Below are 16,738 nucleotides of genomic sequence, written 5' to 3' on the forward strand. Positions count from 1 at the left end.
GCATTTCGATTCGTGGTCTTCGGGGTTTCCGGCGCCTCACCCGCTGTGCGGGCCCTTACTGTCCACCTCCCTGTTCGTCGGGGGCGTGTTCAGGTCACGAACCGTATGTAGTTGTGTGCGCACCCCTGTTTTTGGGTGCAGTGATCTACCCCGGGTGCGATCCGGGCTTGTCCGCTTGGCGTAGATCTGCAGTGTTAGGCGGAGCGGCGTACGCGTCGGAGTGACGCGTCAGTGAGGCCCCAGGGATTCCCTTGCACTGCGGTGGTGGTGTTCGCTTCTACGTAGGCTTCGATCGCCGGTCGCGGAAAGGTCCAGGTGCGGCCTTCCTTGATGCCTGCCAGTCGATGCGTACGCGCGAGTTCGGCAACTTTCGTTTCGGTGAGCTTCAGGTACGCAGCCGTCTGCTCGATCGTGTTGATGTCTTCCAGCTCGGTCATGCCGCAACAGCTCCGAGGTCGGCCGAGGCGAGAAGGATTGTCATGTCGATCCCGAGGAATCGCACGATCTTCTCGAGCTCAGCGGTGTCGAATGGGCGCTCATGCCGGAGGCGGGCGTAAACGGCGTTACGTCCGAGTCCGAGAGGAGCGACCAGGTCGTGCCCGGAGAGGTCCCGGCGTGCAAGCTCTGCTTTGACCGCATCCGTGATGCGAATGCTGAGGTCGTGGAGTTCGTTCGCCATAACCCAACTGTACCTAGTTGGGTACACGATTGCAACCTAGTTGAGTACAAAATTGCGTTGTTATGCCTAAATGGGTACTCTGTACCTGTGATGATGGTTAAGCGAGGAATGGGCGAGTCGAACACCTTCAGCCAGCGCATAGCTGACGAGATCGACCACGCGATCAACATGTCTGGCAGATCAGTAAGTGATGTGATCACCGAGGCTGGCATGTCACGCAACTACTACTACAAGCGCCTCCGCGGCGAGATGCCTTTCAACACCAATGACATCAGCGAGCTTTCCGACGTCGTGGGTGTGAACCCGCTGGACATCATGCGCGCGGCAGCGAGACCGCGCCTCAGTGTCGTAGGCGACACGCACAATGAGGATCTGTACAAGGACAAGATCGAGAACGATGTAGCCGCATCAGAGGACGATACGGCGCCGCGCGAAAGTGAGTAGCGCAAGAGGGGGTCACAATGACTATCGACGCATTCGACTGGCAGCAATACGACCAGCGCCGGCCGATACCAGGAAGCACCAGCTACATGTATGGCGTCGATAGTTACCTGGACGGAGTCTGCGCAATGGACTATGACCCTTGGGTGCATGCCGAAGACCTAGGCGTACCGGTGATCTTCCGGCCAGATCTGCCAACGCCGAAGATGGTTGCCTGTTACTCGCGTCGGAAGCAGGCGATCTTCGTAAGACCTAACCAGCACTTCATCGTCGAGCGCTGCGCGATCGCCCATGAAATCGTGCACTTTGAGAACGACGATGTCGGCACCACAAGGACCCAGGAGGATCGAGCGAATCGAATCGCTGCTCGGCGGCTCATTCGCGCATCGAGGATCGCCGAGCTCTACGGAATCACCGACGACCCAGACCGAATTGCGCTTCACCTTGAAGTGACCGAGCGTATGCTCCGCGTCTACTTCGAGAATCACCGCGACCGTCTTTAGGTGTTCCGCTTCACGTACGCACGAAGCTCCGGGAGGGACGGCAAGTCGACCCACAACCGGATGCTGGTGTCCGAGGTTGAAGCGCCCTTGACGACGAAGCCGTCGCAGTCCGTGAACTCATCCAGTAGTGGCGCCATCGATGCAGCTTTCGCGGCTGAGACGTAACCGACTTTGCGTTGTCGGCCGTAGATCGCGATTGCCGATGCGTCGTGACGGTTCCGCGGCTCCCTGATGAGCAGATACTCGGTCGCGCCATACATCTCTCTGCTGTTGCTAGTCAGGTAGGCGTAGCTCCCCCGAATCCTCAGGCGCTTCGCAGGGAGGTGAGTCAGGTCCCTCACCCGCAGTTGGCTGTAATCAACCGTCTCCACCTTGACCATGCCGAGATCCTAACGAAGGGGCCATTTTGTGTGGCACGCTGCCACACATTTGATCGATTGAGCCGGTTTCAAAGGGTCTGGATCAGCCCGGAAACCCCGGAATCATGCGGATGACACGCCCGGGTTGCTGGGTTCGAGTCCCACTGGGGGTACTCGCCTGATTGGCCTGTATCGCTTGTAAACACTGGGATCACATCAGGCCTGAGCTTGTCCCTTACCCCGTTTGCCCAGTTCTTGCCCAGGTCTGGTTTCGCAAAAGCGTCATGGAGGGCCTGGGGAAACGGCGTCCAGGTCGTCGTCGAACAGGTGCCCATAAACTTCGAGTGTCATCGCGGCTGAGACACGACCAAGTATGCGCTGGATCGCCTTCACATTCCCTCCGGCCGCGATAGCCAGTGATTCCGCTGTCCGTACAACTTTCGTTTACTCATGGGGAGCGGTTCGCGTCGGAGTTCGGTTGGGGACAGACAAGTCAGTACGATCGTGGCTCATGTGGGCGAAAATAGTCTGGTGGCTGCGTCACCAGATTGGCACCTCTCTGAGAGTGCTCACACCCACAGAAGGCGGGTATTGCAACCGTCTGGATCGTGTCCGATTCTGGAGCAGCCGTGGGGGTCACGGTCTTTAGTACATGGGGGTTCCTTTTGGAAACTAGAACTCGTCGCGCCGTCTTCACCGCTGTGGCAGCAGCGGTTTTCGGGGGGATCTCTTTTCTAGCGGTATCGCCCGCTTCAGCCGCCGGCCAGCCGACACCGTCCTCGGCTGGAGGCACCATCTCGATCTGCGCGGGGACTGACGTGAACTTGAACGATCCGACAACCGGTGCTCCGCTCTCTCTGGACGAACAGCAGGAGCTCATCGACCACTTCGCTTAGAAGTGCGCCCACCCTGCCGCAGCTGAGGCAGCGGACGGGTCAACCCAAGTATCTGGGCGCGGGGTGAGCCCGAACAAGGTCATCAACGGCGTTGGCGACGTGGCTGCTCATCTGACGATCACAGTGGGGAGCGTTGTGTGGTCGACCACTGCGAGCTCCCTAGCCTCGGGCTACAAGAAGCTTGACTGCACTTCGAGGCAGAACAATGGTCCGTGGTCGGCCTGTGGTTCCGCCGCGGGGAGCGGAACTTCGCTCTCGACCCGCACGAACTACATCTGCCCGCCGAAGGGACAAGAATTCGAAGTGGAGGCGTGGCTGCGTTACAACGGAGCCGATTACTGGGATGACGCATGGGGTATCACGAAGTAGTGTGAGCGCCATGTTCTACGGCACAATCACAACTCTGGCGGGGGACGAGACGCTCGAACTGCAATCGGTCGAGATCGTGGAAGATCGCATACTTCTCAGGCTGCGCGACTTTGCATCAGCTCCGGGCCCGCGCGGGACAAAGCAGCCCCTTGCAGTCGGCACCCAGTGGACACTGGCCGACCACAATGGGACGTCCGAAACACTGGCCGAACAGGCGGCGTCGGGAAGCGGACCGTTCGCCGGACAAGTCGATATAGCCTTTCGGATTGGACGTGCGCTAGCACCAGCAGAAGAGCTACAGCTTCGCAGCGCCGACAGAAGTATCCGGTTCAGCTTCTAGCGTCCCGAAGCACTCAGCCCCATCGCCTAGGTGAGTGCGATGGGGCTGATCTCTGCGGGAAAGAACTCGTCCTCACGGCCTATGAGATCGTCCGAATGTTTCGCGCCACCCGCGCACTGGACATCCGGCACGCCTCGCCACCCTTACCGCTGTCCACAATTGCGTTGGCTCGAAGTTGGTATCGATCCTTCGGGCACGTCACTAGCTCAGGCGGAATACGACGTCAGCAGCGGCGGAGTCGTTCTCGACGCCCTACTCGTGTACTGCCGCCAGCGCTCTTCCTTCTCGATGAGCGGCACCCTGTCAGCCCAGAGCACCCTCAGCTTCGAAGGAGGAACCCATTGGCGCCGGCCCTCGATTGGATCGCCTGTGTTTTCCCGGTAAGCCCGGAACTCGCCTACGTTCGTGGGGCAATCGAGCCAGGGGCGGCTGCCATCGCGCCGGGCGTTCTACCGATCGCGCTCAAACCGCCCGCCTCTGAGTAATTCAAGTATCACGCTGGTTAGTGGAGTGACGCGGAATTCCGCCAGGGCCGATAGTGCGCGAGGCGTTAATTGGGCGGGAGCTCAGGTTCGAGTCCCACTGGGGGTACTCGCCCGCTCCTCTCGCGCGGTCTGCCGTCACGCCGGAGTGTCGGGAAGATCCGACCCGGTGAACGGGTCAGGACGCCCCGGACCTCCCGCCAGCCTCGACGCGCGTCGGTGCAGCGTGCGGACGAACTCGGCGTCCTCGATCTCCGGGCCGGAGAACGCCAGCGGCTCGCTGACGAGCTGGCTCGCGGGGCCGAGGAGGAACTCGACGGAGCCGGTCCCGCCCTCGACCCCACGACCCGGGACGAGGACGGTGTCCGCGGTCTCGCTGCGTGCCAGCTGACGGGCGTACTCCAGCACCGCCGCGGCGATGTCGTCGCCGGTGTCGAGAGAACCGCCCGGATAGAGAATTCTGCGCATGTCCGCAGAGAACCACGATCCCGGCGCGGGATACAGGGGTTCGCCTCCGGCGAGTACGGTTGTACGGGAGGTGATGGCCAGTGGGCTATCTGGTCTACGACGGTACGACCCGGATCCAGTTGGACGACCGGGTTCTCGCGCATCTGGAGATCATCATGATCATCAAGTTCCGGCGGCGAGAGGGCTTCCCGTTGCGGTGGCGGGACAGCGCGAACGACGGCCAGGGACGGAACATGGTGTGGCTGGACCCGTCCATGCCGTTGCGGGTCCACCTCGACTCGCCGAAGGCCGCTCCGACGAACCGGGAGTGGATCGAGCAGATGGCCGAGGCCGCGTCCACCAACCACGGTCTCGAGCTGCTCGACGAGCAGGGCAACCCGGTGATCGGGACGCTCTCCCTCCACCCCTAGGAACTATCCGCCGGGGTTCTCCACGGGCGTCCCGTCCGGCTCGGTGCCCTCGTCGGGGTCGACCTCGGCAGGGTCGGGGACGTCGTCGTGTCGCGGATCAGCGGTCATCGGCTCCGCCTCCCGACGCCGTGTCCGCGCCATCGTCGGGCTGTTCCTCGCCCGTCCCGGAGCCGTCGGGGAGGTCATCGGGGTCCGGCCGTGCGGTGTCGTCGATCATGAGTGCTCCTTCCGTCGCGGCGTGTGACGTCGCGACCCGGCGACCGTACCCCCGGCCTCGTCGGAGCGCGAGGGAGCCGGGACATCCCGAGCTACGCCCGCTCCCCCGCCGTCGCGCGCGGGATCCGCCGGTCGGCCGCTGTGATGACGAGCAGCGCGACTCCGATCGCCGCCATGACCCAGGCCAGAGTGTGCAGACCGGCGTCGCTGGCGGCCTCGCCGAAGGTGATGCCGATCAGGCTGGAGGAGAAGATCGCGCCCATGTACGCGAAGGTGCGGTAGAGGCCGGAAGCGACGGCGATCTCGTCCGGCGGGGATTGGACGTAGAGGCTGGCCTGGTTGGCGAAGCCGGTGAGGCCGTTCGCGACCCCGAGGAGCGCGGCCATCAGGAGCAGCAGCCAGACGCTGGTGTGTGCGTCCATCAGGAGCAGCAGGGCGGCGGCGGCCGCGATGGCGAGGGCGCCGAGCAGGAGGGGGCTGCGCACCCAGCCGCGATTCGAGACGATGCGGGCGAGGACGATGCTCACCCCCGACAACGGGAGGAGGATGAGGCCCACCTGGGTGGCCGAGTAGCCGGCGGACTGCTCCATCCACTGGCTGACGCCGTAGAGCGTCGCGTAGCTGACGAGTGCCGACAGGGTCTGCCGCAGGTAGGTGCGCTGCAGCGGGCCGTTGCGGCCGAGCATGCGCACGTCGATCAGGGGACGGCTGGCTCGGCGCTCCCACAGCAGCAGCGCGGCGGCGAACGCGACGACCACCGGGATGAGCCACCAGATCGGCGTGGCGAGGGTCGAGAGGAAGACCAGGAGCGCGACGACGGTCGCGGCGAAGAGGCCGATCCCCGGGAGGTCGACCGACGCGAGCAGCGAGCGGACGCCGCCGCGTTCGCGCGGTGGGTCCTTCTCCACGCCGAGGAGGGTGAAGGTCAGGACGACGAGGGCGAGCGGCACGTTGACGAGGAAGAGCGCACGCCAGCCGAACGCGCCCGCCAGGATGCCGCCGAGCGGGAGGCCGATGACGGCGGTGATCTGGGCGGCGATCGAGAAGTTGCCGAGCACGCGCGAGGGCACACCGACACCGTGCTCGTCGGCCCGCCTGCGCACCATGGCCATGGCGGTGGGATACGCGGCCGAGCTCCCGATCCCGATCAGGGCACGGGAGACGAGCAGGAAGCCGAAGCCCGGAGCGGCGGCGCCGACGACGCCGGCGATGAGCAGGGTGACGATGCCGGAGACGAACACGCGCCGCGGCCCGAAGACGGTGGAGAGCTTGCCCATCGTGGGCTGCATGATCGCACTGCACAGGTACAACACGGAGATGAGACTGGCGGTCTTGCCGGGGCCGAGATGGAAGTCAAGGCCGATCGCGAGGAGCCCCGTCGCCAGCATGGAGCTGTTGATCGGGTTGAGGGTCGAGCCGAGCAGCAGCGGCGCGGTGAAGCGCCAGCCGAAGGGGCGGGTGGGTTTGGTGTCGGTGGTGATCGTGTCGGCTCCCGAGATCGTTCAATAGTATTAACTACTTCTTTAGGTATACTAAAGACTTATGGAGGCCGATGCAAGCGACCCGGACGACCTGCGGGAGCTCGACGAGGAGGTCACGCGGGCCGTGGCCCGGATCTACCGCCGTTTCCGTGCCGAACGGGCGGAGGGGGAGCTCGGTGACGCCGCACTCTCCGCCCTCGGGCACCTGCATCGGCACGGCCCGACCTCACTCGGCGCGCTCAGCGAGCACGAGAAGGTCACGCCGGCCTCGATGAGCCAGACCGTGAACCGCCTCACCTCGCTCGCCCTCGCGGCTCGCACACCCGATCCCGACGACGGGCGACGCGTGCTGCTCGCACTCACGGAAGAGGGCCACGCGCTGGCTGCCGCCTCACGCGAGCAGCGACACCGCTGGTTCCGCGAGCGGCTGGCCGGGCTCTCCACCGCCGATCGCGAGGTGCTCCGCCGGGCGGCGAGCATTCTCGGGGGCATCGCGGACGACTGAGCCGCGCGCCATCCCGTAGCGTGGAGGGATGGCCAGCACCCTCGCCTCCCCCGCGCACGCGGAGGTGGAGGTCCGTCGCAGCCGGTTCGTCGCGCTCGCCGTCCCGGTTGCGGGGCGTGACGAGGCGGCCGAGCGGGTGGCGGGACTGCGCGCCGAGCATCCGGGCGCCACGCACGTCTGCTGGGCGCTGCTGGCGGGCGGTCACTCGGGGATGTCCGACGACGGGGAGCCGTCGGGGACTGCGGGCCGGCCGATCCTGGAGGTGCTGCGGCATCACGATCTGGAGGGGGTGCTCGGCGTCGTCGTGCGCTACTTCGGCGGCGTGAAACTGGGCGCCGGAGGCCTGGTGCGCGCCTACACCGACGCGATCGCGACCGCGTTGCAGGGAGCGGAGATCGTCGAGCGCGTGCCGGAGACGACGCTCATCGTGACGGTGGACTACGCCGACGCGGAACGGGTGCGGCGATGGGCGGACGGCGAGGACTTCGCCGTGCCCGACACCGCGTACGAGGAGGCGGTGCGGCTCACGATCATGCTGCCCGCGCGGCGGGCGCAGGAGACGACGGCGACGATCCGCGACCTGACGGGCGGCCGCGCGCGCGTCGCCGTCGCCTGAGCCGCCCGCCCGCGCCGACACCGAAGGCCCGACCCCGCGCGAGCGGGACCGGGCCTTCGGGACGTACGGTGTCGCGTTACTTCGCGGCGACCTCGGCCGGCTCCTTGGCAGGAGCCTTCTTCGCCGGGGCCTCGGCGGGCTCGGCAGGGGCCGACTCGACAGCCGGCTTCGGGCGGGAGGCGAACTCCTCGAAGACGGCGCGCGGGGTCTGCAGAGCCTCGAGCGACACGATGTCGCGTCCGAGCCAGAAGTTGTTCCACCAGCCCCAGATGACGCGCCACTTGCGCTCCCAGCTCGGCATCGCCAGACCGTGGTAGCCGCGGTGCGCCAGCCAGCCGACGACGCCCTTCATCGCGAGCTTGCCGGACTGCAGCACGCCGATGCCGAGACCGAGGCCGGCGACGGCACCCAGGCTCTTGTGGAAGTACTGGCGCGGCAGCTCGCCGCGCATGCTGGCGACCAGGTTCTTCGCGAGCAGCTTGCCCTGGCGGACCGCGTGCTGGGCGTTCGGCACGCAGTAACCGCCGACGCCCGCCCCGGTGAGGTCGGGGACCGCCGAGACGTCACCGGCGCCCCAGGCGTCCTCGATGATCTCCTCGTCGGTGCCGACGCGGAGGTCCGCGCGCACGCGCAGACGGCCGCGCTCCTCGATCGGCAGGTCGGTGTGACGCACGATCGTCGGGTTGGCCATGACGCCGGCCGTCCAGACGATGAGGTCGGTCTCGAACGACTCGCCGGTCGAGAGCTGGATGACGCCGTCGACCGCGCTGGTGAGCTGCGTGTCGAGGTGGATCTCCGCACCGCGCTCGGCGAGGTTCTTGATGACCCAGTGGCTGGTGGGGAGGCTGACCTCCGGCATGATCCGGCCCATGGCCTCGATCAGGTGGAAGTGGGTGTCCTCGAACGACAGCTCGGGATACTTCTTCAGCAGCGCGCTGGCGAACGAGCGCAGCTCCGCGAAGATCTCGATGCCGGCGAAGCCTCCGCCGACGACCGTCACGGTGAGGAGGCGGTCGCGCTCCGGACCGGCGGGCAGCGTCGCGGCCTTGTCGAAGTTCGTGAGCATCTTGTCGCGGATGTACACGGCCTCTTCGATGGTCTTCAGACCGACGGCCTGGTCGGCGACGCCCGGGATCGGGAACGTGCGCGACACGGCCCCGGCCGTGACCACCACGATGTCGTACGCGAACTCGTACGCCTCGCCCACCGGCGGCTGGATCGTCGCGGTCTTCGTGGCGTGGTCGACATACGTGACCTTGGCCGTGATGACGTTCGTGCTCTTCAGGTGGCGACGGTGTGCGACCACCGCGTGACGCGGCTCGATGGAGCCCGCCGCGACCTCCGGGAGGAACGGCTGGTACGTCATGTAAGGCAGCGGGTCAACGATGGTGACCTCGGCCTCACCCTTGCGCAGCTGCTTCTCGAGCTTCCACGCCGTGTAGAAACCGGCGTAACCTCCGCCGACGATCAGGATTTTGGGCACAGTGATGCGTCTCCTCAACACGAAACAATGGGTGTTAATCTACCCCCTGAGCGCCGTTCGCCTGAAATGCAGCCACGCGCCCACTCCGCCGAGGGCGGCGAGGGCCACGAAACCCGCGATCAGTGCGAACGGAATCCAGAAGGTGGTGAGGACGCTCCATTGCGGCCAGAAGAACCGCGTCCATGATACCGCGCGTTCGGGGGCGAGCTTCTCGGGGGCACGGATCGCCTGCGGTTCGCCGGTCGGGGCGGGAGTCGTCGGCATCTCCGCCCGGCGGTGCACGCGGATCCACTCGGTTAGGTCACCCATCGGGTTGGCGGTCACGTGCGGCACCGAGGCGGTGACGGCGGCGGCCGCGTCGAGCAGGCCGTACCCGTAGATCGGGCTCGGGACGCTGCCGCCCCCGGCCGGACGCGCCGTCTTGATGATCCTCTCGATCACGTCGGCCGCTTTCAGCTCGGGATGCGCGGCGCGCACGAGCGCGACCGCCCCCGAGACCAACGGCGCGGCCCCGCTCGTCCCCTCCCATTGGACGTAGCCGCCGCCCGGGTTCGCCCCGACGAGCTGCTCGCTGGGCGCGGACACGCCGATCGTGATGCCCTGTGACGACGCGTCGAAGCTGGCCTGCCCCTGCCGGTCGACGCCGGCGACGGTGAGGACGCCCGGGATCGTCGCGGGAGCACCGACCTCCGTCGTGCCGCTCCCCCGGTTGCCGGCCGCGGCGACGATCACGACGTCGTGCTGGAACGCGTACTGGAAGGCGTCGTCCCAGCTGGTCGGCCAGTCGAGGGTGTTGCGGGTGAGGGACATGTTGATGACGGTCGCCCCGTTGTCCACGGCCCAGCGCACGGCCTGCGCGATCTGCTCGTCGCTGCCGACCGGGCCCATCGCCTTCCCGAGCGCGACGGACGCGGGGAGGATCGTGGCCTCCGGCGCGGCCCCGAGCACACCGCTGCCCTCTCCTGTGCCGCGCCCGGCGAGGAGGGAGGCGACCCAGGTGCCGTGATTCGCCGCGTCGCCGTCGCCCAGCGGCTTCTGCCCGTTCGGCGCGCCCACCTCGGAGACGTCGGTCCCCGCCCCGAGGGCGCCCGCCAGGTCGGGGACGCTGCCGTCGACGCCCGTGTCGATCACGGCCACCTTGACGCCCGCCCCGCGGGTCGTCTGCCAGGCGGTCGTGAAACCGTAGTCCGCGAGCCAGTACTCGAGGTCGCGCACCTGGTCGGCGTGCGCGGCGGTGGGAGCGACGAGCGTCAACGCCAGCGCAGCGGCGACGGCCGTCACCGCGCGGCGTGCCGGCCTGCTGCCGCGCTGCGCCCGCACCCGGTGCCCACCGGCTTCCCCCTGGCCCGCCCTCATTCCGTGACGTCGACCTGACACTCGCAGACATCCGGTGACCACGCGCCCCGCGCCAATGCCAGGTCGCCGATCGGATTCACGCCCGGACCGGCCGCCAACGCGTGGGCCGCGAGCGCGTGCAGGCACTTCACACGGGTGGGCATCCCACCGGACGAGATCCCGCGGATCTCCTCCACGACGGCGATCGACTCACGATCGGCCAGGAACTGCTCGTGTGCGGCCGCGTACTGCGCACGGACCCCCTCGTCCTCCGCCAGGAGGTCGTTGTACTCGTTCATCACCTGGGTCGCCTCGAGCGTCGACATCGCGGCCGTGGCGGCCGGGTGGGTCAGGTAGTAGAAGGTCGGGAACGGCGTCCCGTCGGCGAGCCGCGGTGCGGTGGAGACCACGGTGGGGCGGCCGCACACGCAGCGCGCCGCGATTCCGACGACGTCGCGCGCCGGCCGGCCGAGCTGGCGGCTCACGACGGCGATGTCCTCGTCGGTCACGTGTTCGAACGGCGGTCTGGTCATGGTGCGGTGCTCACTTGCTCGGAGTGGATTCGGGAGTCGGCGTGCCGGTCTGACCGGTCAGCTGCTGGGGTGTCGCCTCTGTCAGGCCCGCTCCCATGAACGAGCCGAACAGCGACCCCACCCAGTCGGTGCGGGTCTTCTGAAGCTTCGAGCTCACCGGATCGTCGGTCTGCACCGCCGCGGGCGGCCGGTCGTCGATGACGAGATAGCTGGTCTCACCGGGCATCACGTAGTACAGCCGATCGCGCGCCTGCGCACGGATGTAGCTCGGGTCGTTCCAGCGGGCACGCTGCGCCTTCGCGGCGTCGACCTGCGACGTCAGCTTGTCGACGACGGCCTGCTGGTCGGCGATCTGCTGCCGCTGCTGCACGAGCGCCTGCAGCGTCGGAGCGAGGATGACGACGGCGAGGACGAGGATCCCCATCATCACCAGCGAGAACGCCGAGAAGTGGATGCCGCGCAGCCAGCGGCCGGTGCCGCTCGGTGCCGACAGCGTCGGGGCGACCGTGCGCGTGGCGGGCTTCGTCTTCGCAGCCAACGGGGACGCCGTGCTCGAGCCCCGCGTGGCCGAGGGCTTCGGCTTCGCGGGCGCAGCCTTCGCGGGCGCCCCGGGAGTGCGGTTGGTGGAGGCTGTGTCGCCGTTCCCGGTGCGCCTGGGCGGCGTGTTCGGGAGCGTTGGCCGCTTCGGCATGACACCTCCCGGGTGGACGGACGAGCACGGACGGGGACCGGCGGCCCCGCCATTCATCGTAGGCGATCGTCGCGGCCGGACCCCGGCGCGCCCCTCCGCACGCCGACGCTGTGAGCAACTCCTCAGCGAGCCCTCACGGCAGCACGAGGGCCAGGAGGCGTGCGAGACCCACGGCGACGAGGACCCCACCGCCGACGGTGAAGACGAGCCCCACGGCCCGCGCGTCACGCGACCTGAAGCGTCCACGCTCCCCCTCGTCCGCGAAGAACGCCGCGGCCCGCGCCGGCCGCAGCAGCAGGTACCCGCCGAGCGCGCAGAACAGTGCCGCCAGCGCAAGGAACAGCACGAGCGGGACCAGGTCCGTCTCCGCATCCACGACGCCATCCTGCCATCGGGCCGCATGCCGCGGGGCGCGAGACGCACGGAGACGCACGACGGGCCCCGGCGCGATGCCGGGGCCCGTCGGGAGTGCACTCAGTGCGCGGGAGTGCGTTACGCGGTGAAGCGCGGGAAGGCGCTGCGGCCGGCGTAGACGGCGGCGTCGCCCAGCTCCTCCTCGATGCGGAGCAGCTGGTTGTACTTCGCGACGCGCTCGGAGCGGGCCGGGGCACCGGTCTTGATCTGGCCGGCGTCGGTGGCGACGGCGAGGTCGGCGATGGTGGTGTCCTCGGTCTCGCCGGAGCGGTGCGAGAGCACGGCGGTCATGCCGGAGCGCTGCGCGAGGGAGACGGCGTCGAGCGTCTCGGTCAGGGTGCCGATCTGGTTGACCTTGACGAGGATGCTGTTGGCGGCCTTCGCGGCGATGCCCTGAGCGAGGCGCTTCGGGTTGGTGACGAACAGGTCGTCGCCGACGAGCTGCAGCTTCGAGCCGATCTCGGCGTTCAGGTGCGCCCAGCCCTCCCAGTCGTCCTCGGCCAGCGGGTCCTCGATGGAGACCAGCGGGTAGGCGGCGGCCAGCTCGGCGTAGTAGGCCGACATCTGGGCGGCGGTGCGCTCCTGGCCCTCGAACCGGTAGACGCCGTTCTCGAAGAACTCGGTGGAGGCCACGTCGAGGCCCAGGGCGATGTCGGTGCCCACGGTGAAGCCGGCCTTCTCGATCGCCTCCGAGATCAGGTCGAGCGCGGCACGGTTGTGCTCCAGCTCCGGGGCGAAGCCGCCCTCGTCGCCGAGACCGGTGTTGAGGCCCTTCGACTTCAGCAGCGACTTGAGCGAGTGGTAGGTCTCGACGCCCCAGCGGAGTGCCTCGGAGAAGGTCTCTGCGCCGATGGGCAGGACCATGAACTCCTGGATGTCGACACCGGTGTCGGCGTGCGCGCCGCCGTTGATGATGTTCATCATCGGCACCGGGAGCACGTGCGCGTTCGGGCCGCCGACGTAGCGGAACAGCGGCAGATCGGCGGAGTCCGCGGCGGCCTTGGCGACGGCCAGGCTGACGCCGAGGATGGCGTTGGCGCCGAGGCGCTTCTTGTTGTCGGTGCCGTCGAGCTCGATCATGGCCTCGTCGACGAGGCGCTGGTCGCTGGCCTCGAATCCCTCGATGGCCGGGCCGATCTCGTCGAGGACCGCGTCGACGGCCTTCTGCACGCCCTTGCCGAGGTAGCGGTCGGCGTCGCCGTCGCGAAGCTCGTAGGCCTCGAAGGCGCCGGTGGACGCACCGGACGGGACGGCGGCACGGCTGACGGTGCCGTCCTCCAGGAGCACCTCGACCTCGACGGTCGGGTTGCCGCGCGAATCCAGGATCTCGCGAGCGCCTACAGCTTCGATCTGAGCCACAACAGTCTCCTCAGTGGTAGTTCGTGGGTTTCACCGGCAAGTCTAGTGAAGCCGCGTGGACGGCCCGTGCCCACGGCGGGATGCTTGCGATGAATGGCGGGAGCGCCGACGTCTGCGCGTCGACGGTCCCGTCGCGACCGGGTCAGTGGAGGGCGGAGTCCGCGGGCCCGAGAGTCCAGGACTCGAAGCGCACCGCCAGGTCCGCGCGGCTGGGCGCGCACACCATCGGCCCTGCCTCGACCACGGCGTCCGGGTCCAGATAGGCGAGGCGCACGAGCCGGAACGGCTCCTCGCCGGAGCGGGCGCGCACCGTGAGGGCGTCGCCCGCCCGGCTGATCCGCACGGTGATGCGGCGTCCCGACCACTCGGGAACGGGAGCGACCGACCAGTCCGAGAAGCGGTGCGTCACGACCGCTCCGAGCTGCAGGGCGCCGTCCGCGAACTCGACGCCCGCCTTCGTCCATTCCTCGTCGGAGACGCGCACGAAGACACCGGCCTGATCGAACTCGGCGGAGAAGTCGCCGGTGAAGGCGACCTCCATGGCCGATCCCGGCTCCAGCGGCGCGACGAGAGCGTGCTCGGTGTCGTGGACGAAGCCGTAGGCCGTACTGCGCCAGGCGTCGCTCGACTCCTTCGCGGTGACGACGAGGGCGGTCCCCTCCTCGACGGCGGCCGTCGGCGCGGTGGTCCAGCGCCCCTCGCTCCAGGCGACCGTGCGCGCGGGAGCGGTGCCTCCCCCGGTCATCCGAGCACCTTGATCTCGAGCGCGCCGGCATCGGCGGTGTCCGGGTTCACGAAGGCGAACGACCGGTAGCCGGAGGCGGCGGCGCGGTCGAGCACCCCCTTGAGGTTCTTCGCGCGGCGATCGAGTCGAACCCGTCGGCCCTCGGCCACGAGCGTCGACTTGATGGCGACCAGCCGGTCGAGCGGCACGGCCGGGTCGTAGACGAGCACGAGCGACTCCGCCCCCTCGTCATCGGGCAGCTCGATCAGATCGACGACCCGCTCGAAACCGATGGAGAACCCGCACGCGGGCACGTCGGTGCCGAGGAAGCGCCCGATCATCCCGTCGTAGCGGCCGCCCCCGCCGACCGAGCTGCCGGAGCCCGGGTGGGCGATCTCGAAGATCGTGCCGGTGTAGTAGCCCATGCCCCGGACGAGGGTCGGGTCGAAGCGCAGCGTGACACCGTCCGGGAGCGTGTCGAGCGCGTGGGCCAGCGCTTCCAGCGCCGCGACCGCGTCGGTGTCGACGCCCGCGGGAAGGATGCCCGTGATCGCCTCGACGGTGAGCTCCACTCCCCCGTCCGCCAGGTGCGGCTCGAGATCGGCGAGGATGCCGCCGAGCACCGCCGCGGCGTCCGCGCCCTCCTCGCTGAGCTCGGACACCACGCCCGCCGAACCGATCTTGTCGAGCTTGTCGACCGAGATCAGCACCTGCGGCCAGCGCGACTCGGCGAAACCGCAGTACTCGAGCAGACCGTTCAGGATGCGGCGGTCGTTGATGCGGATCGTGCAGTCGGTCAGCCCGAGCGCGTCGAGCGTCGCGGCGGTCGCCGTGATCAGCTCCACCTCGGCCAGCTGCGAGCCCTCGCCGATGATGTCGATGTCGCACTGCACGAACTGGCGGTAGCGCCCCTTCTGCGGGCGCTCCGCACGCCACACCGGCGCGATCTGGATGGAGCGGAACACCGGCGGCAACTCGCCACGGTGCGTGGCGTAGAAGCGGGCGAGCGGGACGGTCAGGTCGAAGCGCAGGCCGAGGTCGCACAGGGCGAGCGGGTCGCCCGATTCGAGGGCCGCGCGCAGGTCGTCGGCGTCCAGCCCGCGCTTCATCACGCCGAACGCGAGCTTCTCGTTGTCGCCGCCGAGGCCCGAGTGGAGACGGGCGGCGTCCTCGACGACCGGCGTCTCGATCTCGTCGAAGCCGTGAGCCGCGAAACTGCGCCGGATCACGCCCAGAGCGTGCTCCCTGCGTGCCTTCTCGGCGGGGAGGAAGTCGCGCATGCCGCGGGGCGGTGTGATCGGTGAGGCCATGCGACGATTCTTCCACGACGGCGGGCGGGACACCTCCCGGGGGGATGGCCGCGCGCGCACCGCGGACGTAGACTCGCTGCGTTGCCACCCTGATGCCGTTCCCCGACCGGAGCGGTTCGGTGGTGTCCCGAATGGACCTGGCATGAGTCGCATCCGTCCGACCACGGTCGCGATGCTCGCTGCCAGACACGACGGGGCCGGCAACGCGTCCCGGGACGCCGGAGCAGACCCAGGCCAGGAGTGGCGCAGCGCGCCCTCACCCGAGTGGCAGCCGGCGCAGGGCTGGACGCGCTGCCGGCGTCGCCCCGGAGCGGGCCGCCGGCTCAGACCCGGTGGTGCCGCCCCAGAGGGACGACGAGCGGCGTCGCCGTGACCGGATCGCTCGCGATGACCGACTCGACGCCGAACACGTCGCGCACGAGGTCCGCGGTGACGACCTCGCCCGGATCGCCGGCCGCGACGATCGCGCCGTCCCGCATGGCCACCAGGTGGTCCGCGTAGCGTGCGGCGAGGTTGAGGTCGTGCAGCACCATCACGACGGTCGCCCCGCGCGCGGCGTTGAGGTCGAGCAGGAGGTCGAGCACGTCGATCTGGTGGCTGATGTCGAGGAAGGTGGTCGGCTCGTCGAGCAGCAGGATGTCGGTCTGCTGCGCGAGGGCCATGGCGATCCAGACGCGCTGGCGCTGGCCTCCCGAGAGCTCGTCGACGCTGCGCTCCGCGAGCTCGGCGATGCCCGTGGCCGTCATCGCCTCGGTCACCGCGGCGTCGTCCTCCGCCGTCCAGCGGCGGAACCAGCCCTGGTGCGGGTAGCGACCCCGGGAGACGAGATCGGCGACGGTGATCCCGTCGGGTGCGACGGGTGGCTGCGGCAGCAGGCCGAGGCGCGTCGCCACCTGCTTGGTCGGCAGCGAGTGGATGTCCGCACCGTCGAGCAGTACGGCACCGGAAGCGGGGGCGAGCAGACGCGAGAGGCCGCGCAGGAGGGTCGATTTGCCGCACGCGTTCGGCCCGACGATCGCGGTCACGCGGCCGGGCGGGACGGTGAGGTCGAGGCCCTCGACGACGACCCGGCCCTCGTACGAGAGGGTCAGGTCGCGCGCGGCGAGCTCGTGATCAGCGGTCAT

21 protein-coding genes are annotated in these 16,738 nt (G+C 68.5%); 7 read left to right on the forward strand and 14 right to left on the reverse strand.

Translation table 11 applies throughout. The annotated features are described in order from the left end of the window. Positions 1 to 194 precede the first annotated feature (194 nt). Positions 195 to 437, reverse strand: a complete 243-nt coding sequence (locus IT072_RS14020; protein WP_223357476.1) for a helix-turn-helix domain-containing protein — start codon at positions 435 to 437, stop codon at positions 195 to 197. Then, on the reverse strand, positions 434 to 679 hold the full coding sequence (locus IT072_RS14025) for a hypothetical protein (protein WP_223357477.1): 246 nt from the start codon (positions 677 to 679) through the stop codon (positions 434 to 436). The genes IT072_RS14020 and IT072_RS14025 overlap by 4 nt, the downstream gene beginning before the upstream one ends. An 87-nt stretch (positions 680 to 766) precedes the next feature. On the opposite strand from IT072_RS14025, the gene IT072_RS14030 reads away from it, so the two are divergent. Both IT072_RS14030 and IT072_RS14035 read left to right on the forward strand, forming a co-directional pair. Further along, a complete protein-coding gene (locus IT072_RS14030; protein WP_223357478.1) occupies positions 767 to 1,123 on the forward strand; it encodes a hypothetical protein in 357 nt (118 codons plus the stop codon). Between the two features lie 17 nt (positions 1,124 to 1,140). After that, complete coding sequence (locus tag IT072_RS14035) at positions 1,141 to 1,623, forward strand: ImmA/IrrE family metallo-endopeptidase (protein ID WP_223357479.1); 483 nt, start codon at positions 1,141 to 1,143, stop codon at positions 1,621 to 1,623. Here IT072_RS14035 and IT072_RS14040 read toward each other — a convergent pair. Next, positions 1,620 to 2,003, reverse strand: a complete 384-nt coding sequence (locus IT072_RS14040; RefSeq protein WP_223357480.1) for an HIRAN domain-containing protein — start codon at positions 2,001 to 2,003, stop codon at positions 1,620 to 1,622. The genes IT072_RS14035 and IT072_RS14040 overlap by 4 nt on opposite strands. A 1,254-nt stretch (positions 2,004 to 3,257) precedes the next feature. Here IT072_RS14040 and IT072_RS14050 point away from each other — a divergent pair. Then, the gene (locus tag IT072_RS14050; RefSeq protein WP_223357481.1) at positions 3,258 to 3,587 is read left to right on the forward strand and encodes a hypothetical protein; all 330 of its coding nucleotides are present in this window, start codon (positions 3,258 to 3,260) and stop codon (positions 3,585 to 3,587) included. Positions 3,588 to 4,207: 620 nt separating this feature from the next. Here IT072_RS14050 and IT072_RS14055 read toward each other — a convergent pair. Continuing rightward, positions 4,208 to 4,537 (reverse strand): hypothetical protein, encoded by a 330-nt coding sequence (locus IT072_RS14055; protein WP_223357482.1) that lies wholly within the window; start codon positions 4,535 to 4,537, stop codon positions 4,208 to 4,210. 80 nt (positions 4,538 to 4,617) lie between these two features. On the opposite strand from IT072_RS14055, the gene IT072_RS14060 reads away from it, so the two are divergent. Beyond that, positions 4,618 to 4,947: a DUF7882 family protein gene (locus IT072_RS14060; RefSeq protein ID WP_223357483.1), complete on the forward strand. Its 330-nt coding sequence runs from the start codon at positions 4,618 to 4,620 to the stop codon at positions 4,945 to 4,947. 308 nt (positions 4,948 to 5,255) lie between these two features. On the opposite strand, the gene IT072_RS14065 is transcribed toward IT072_RS14060, so the two are convergent. Continuing rightward, positions 5,256 to 6,551, reverse strand: a complete 1,296-nt coding sequence (locus tag IT072_RS14065; protein ID WP_263282049.1) for an MFS transporter — start codon at positions 6,549 to 6,551, stop codon at positions 5,256 to 5,258. On the opposite strand from IT072_RS14065, the gene IT072_RS21290 reads away from it, so the two are divergent. From IT072_RS21290 to IT072_RS14075, 3 genes are read left to right on the forward strand one after another with little or no spacing between them, the layout of a single operon-like run. Beyond that, positions 6,550 to 6,672, forward strand: a complete 123-nt coding sequence (locus IT072_RS21290; protein ID WP_263282050.1) for a hypothetical protein — start codon at positions 6,550 to 6,552, stop codon at positions 6,670 to 6,672. The two genes, IT072_RS14065 and IT072_RS21290, sit on opposite strands and share 2 nt — an antisense overlap. Positions 6,673 to 6,705: 33 nt before the next feature. Then, positions 6,706 to 7,149, forward strand: coding sequence for a MarR family winged helix-turn-helix transcriptional regulator (locus tag IT072_RS14070; protein ID WP_223357484.1), 444 nt, complete (start codon positions 6,706 to 6,708; stop codon positions 7,147 to 7,149). Positions 7,150 to 7,177: 28 nt separating this feature from the next. After that, positions 7,178 to 7,765: an IMPACT family protein gene (locus tag IT072_RS14075; protein WP_223357485.1), complete on the forward strand. Its 588-nt coding sequence runs from the start codon at positions 7,178 to 7,180 to the stop codon at positions 7,763 to 7,765. 76 nt (positions 7,766 to 7,841) lie between these two features. Here the strand turns inward: IT072_RS14075 and IT072_RS14080 are convergent, their stop codons facing one another. The 9 genes from IT072_RS14080 to IT072_RS14120 all read right to left on the reverse strand — a co-directional run bounded on the left by IT072_RS14080 (position 7,842) and on the right by IT072_RS14120 (position 16,738). Continuing rightward, positions 7,842 to 9,248, reverse strand: a complete 1,407-nt coding sequence (locus tag IT072_RS14080) for an NAD(P)/FAD-dependent oxidoreductase (protein WP_223357486.1) — start codon at positions 9,246 to 9,248, stop codon at positions 7,842 to 7,844. Positions 9,249 to 9,287: 39 nt separating this feature from the next. Beyond that, positions 9,288 to 10,604 (reverse strand): S8 family serine peptidase, encoded by a 1,317-nt coding sequence (locus tag IT072_RS14085; RefSeq protein ID WP_223357487.1) that lies wholly within the window; start codon positions 10,602 to 10,604, stop codon positions 9,288 to 9,290. Beyond that, positions 10,601 to 11,116: a DUF501 domain-containing protein gene (locus IT072_RS14090; RefSeq protein ID WP_223357488.1), complete on the reverse strand. Its 516-nt coding sequence runs from the start codon at positions 11,114 to 11,116 to the stop codon at positions 10,601 to 10,603. The genes IT072_RS14085 and IT072_RS14090 overlap by 4 nt, the downstream gene beginning before the upstream one ends. Positions 11,117 to 11,126: 10 nt before the next feature. Beyond that, positions 11,127 to 11,807 (reverse strand): FtsB family cell division protein, encoded by a 681-nt coding sequence (locus IT072_RS14095; protein WP_223357489.1) that lies wholly within the window; start codon positions 11,805 to 11,807, stop codon positions 11,127 to 11,129. Positions 11,808 to 11,940: 133 nt separating this feature from the next. Next, complete coding sequence (locus IT072_RS14100; protein WP_223357490.1) at positions 11,941 to 12,183, reverse strand: hypothetical protein; 243 nt, start codon at positions 12,181 to 12,183, stop codon at positions 11,941 to 11,943. A 116-nt stretch (positions 12,184 to 12,299) separates the two neighbouring features. Beyond that, entirely contained in the window at positions 12,300 to 13,580 is a 1,281-nt protein-coding gene (eno, locus tag IT072_RS14105; RefSeq protein ID WP_223357491.1) for a phosphopyruvate hydratase, read from the reverse strand. 142 nt (positions 13,581 to 13,722) lie between these two features. Continuing rightward, positions 13,723 to 14,325, reverse strand: a complete 603-nt coding sequence (locus IT072_RS14110; RefSeq protein WP_223357492.1) for a DUF1349 domain-containing protein — start codon at positions 14,323 to 14,325, stop codon at positions 13,723 to 13,725. Next, the gene (gene hisS, locus IT072_RS14115) at positions 14,322 to 15,614 is read right to left on the reverse strand and encodes a histidine--tRNA ligase (RefSeq protein WP_223357493.1); all 1,293 of its coding nucleotides are present in this window, start codon (positions 15,612 to 15,614) and stop codon (positions 14,322 to 14,324) included. Before hisS ends, IT072_RS14110 begins: the two co-directional genes overlap by 4 nt. A gap of 323 nt (positions 15,615 to 15,937) precedes the next feature. After that, a complete protein-coding gene (locus IT072_RS14120) occupies positions 15,938 to 16,738 on the reverse strand; it encodes an ABC transporter ATP-binding protein (protein ID WP_223357494.1) in 801 nt (266 codons plus the stop codon).

This window comes from Leifsonia sp. ZF2019, from assembly GCF_019924635.1.
Classification (GTDB): Bacteria; Actinomycetota; Actinomycetes; order Actinomycetales; family Microbacteriaceae; genus Leifsonia.

What these genes read in the sequence shown, in the direction of transcription:
- IT072_RS14050 (WP_223357481.1), top strand. Translation starts at nt 3,258, where the DNA reads ATGTTCTACGGCACAATCACAACTCTGGCGGGGGACGAGACGCTCGAA.
- IT072_RS14020 (WP_223357476.1), bottom strand. Translation starts at nt 437, where the DNA reads ATGACCGAGCTGGAAGACATCAACACGATCGAGCAGACGGCTGCGTAC.
- IT072_RS14070 (WP_223357484.1), top strand. Translation starts at nt 6,706, where the DNA reads ATGGAGGCCGATGCAAGCGACCCGGACGACCTGCGGGAGCTCGACGAG.
- IT072_RS14085 (WP_223357487.1), bottom strand. Translation starts at nt 10,604, where the DNA reads ATGAGGGCGGGCCAGGGGGAAGCCGGTGGGCACCGGGTGCGGGCGCAG.
- IT072_RS14055 (WP_223357482.1), bottom strand. Translation starts at nt 4,537, where the DNA reads ATGCGCAGAATTCTCTATCCGGGCGGTTCTCTCGACACCGGCGACGAC.
- IT072_RS14090 (WP_223357488.1), bottom strand. Translation starts at nt 11,116, where the DNA reads ATGACCAGACCGCCGTTCGAACACGTGACCGACGAGGACATCGCCGTC.
- IT072_RS14110 (WP_223357492.1), bottom strand. Translation starts at nt 14,325, where the DNA reads ATGACCGGGGGAGGCACCGCTCCCGCGCGCACGGTCGCCTGGAGCGAG.
- IT072_RS14095 (WP_223357489.1), bottom strand. Translation starts at nt 11,807, where the DNA reads ATGCCGAAGCGGCCAACGCTCCCGAACACGCCGCCCAGGCGCACCGGG.
- IT072_RS14065 (WP_263282049.1), bottom strand. Translation starts at nt 6,551, where the DNA reads ATGCTGGCGACGGGGCTCCTCGCGATCGGCCTTGACTTCCATCTCGGC.
- IT072_RS14025 (WP_223357477.1), bottom strand. Translation starts at nt 679, where the DNA reads ATGGCGAACGAACTCCACGACCTCAGCATTCGCATCACGGATGCGGTC.
- IT072_RS14040 (WP_223357480.1), bottom strand. Translation starts at nt 2,003, where the DNA reads ATGGTCAAGGTGGAGACGGTTGATTACAGCCAACTGCGGGTGAGGGAC.
- IT072_RS14120 (WP_223357494.1), bottom strand. Translation starts at nt 16,738, where the DNA reads ATGACCGCTGATCACGAGCTCGCCGCGCGCGACCTGACCCTCTCGTAC.
- IT072_RS21290 (WP_263282050.1), top strand. Translation starts at nt 6,550, where the DNA reads ATGGAGCTGTTGATCGGGTTGAGGGTCGAGCCGAGCAGCAGCGGCGCG.
- IT072_RS14035 (WP_223357479.1), top strand. Translation starts at nt 1,141, where the DNA reads ATGACTATCGACGCATTCGACTGGCAGCAATACGACCAGCGCCGGCCG.
- IT072_RS14075 (WP_223357485.1), top strand. Translation starts at nt 7,178, where the DNA reads ATGGCCAGCACCCTCGCCTCCCCCGCGCACGCGGAGGTGGAGGTCCGT.
- hisS (WP_223357493.1), bottom strand. Translation starts at nt 15,614, where the DNA reads ATGGCCTCACCGATCACACCGCCCCGCGGCATGCGCGACTTCCTCCCC.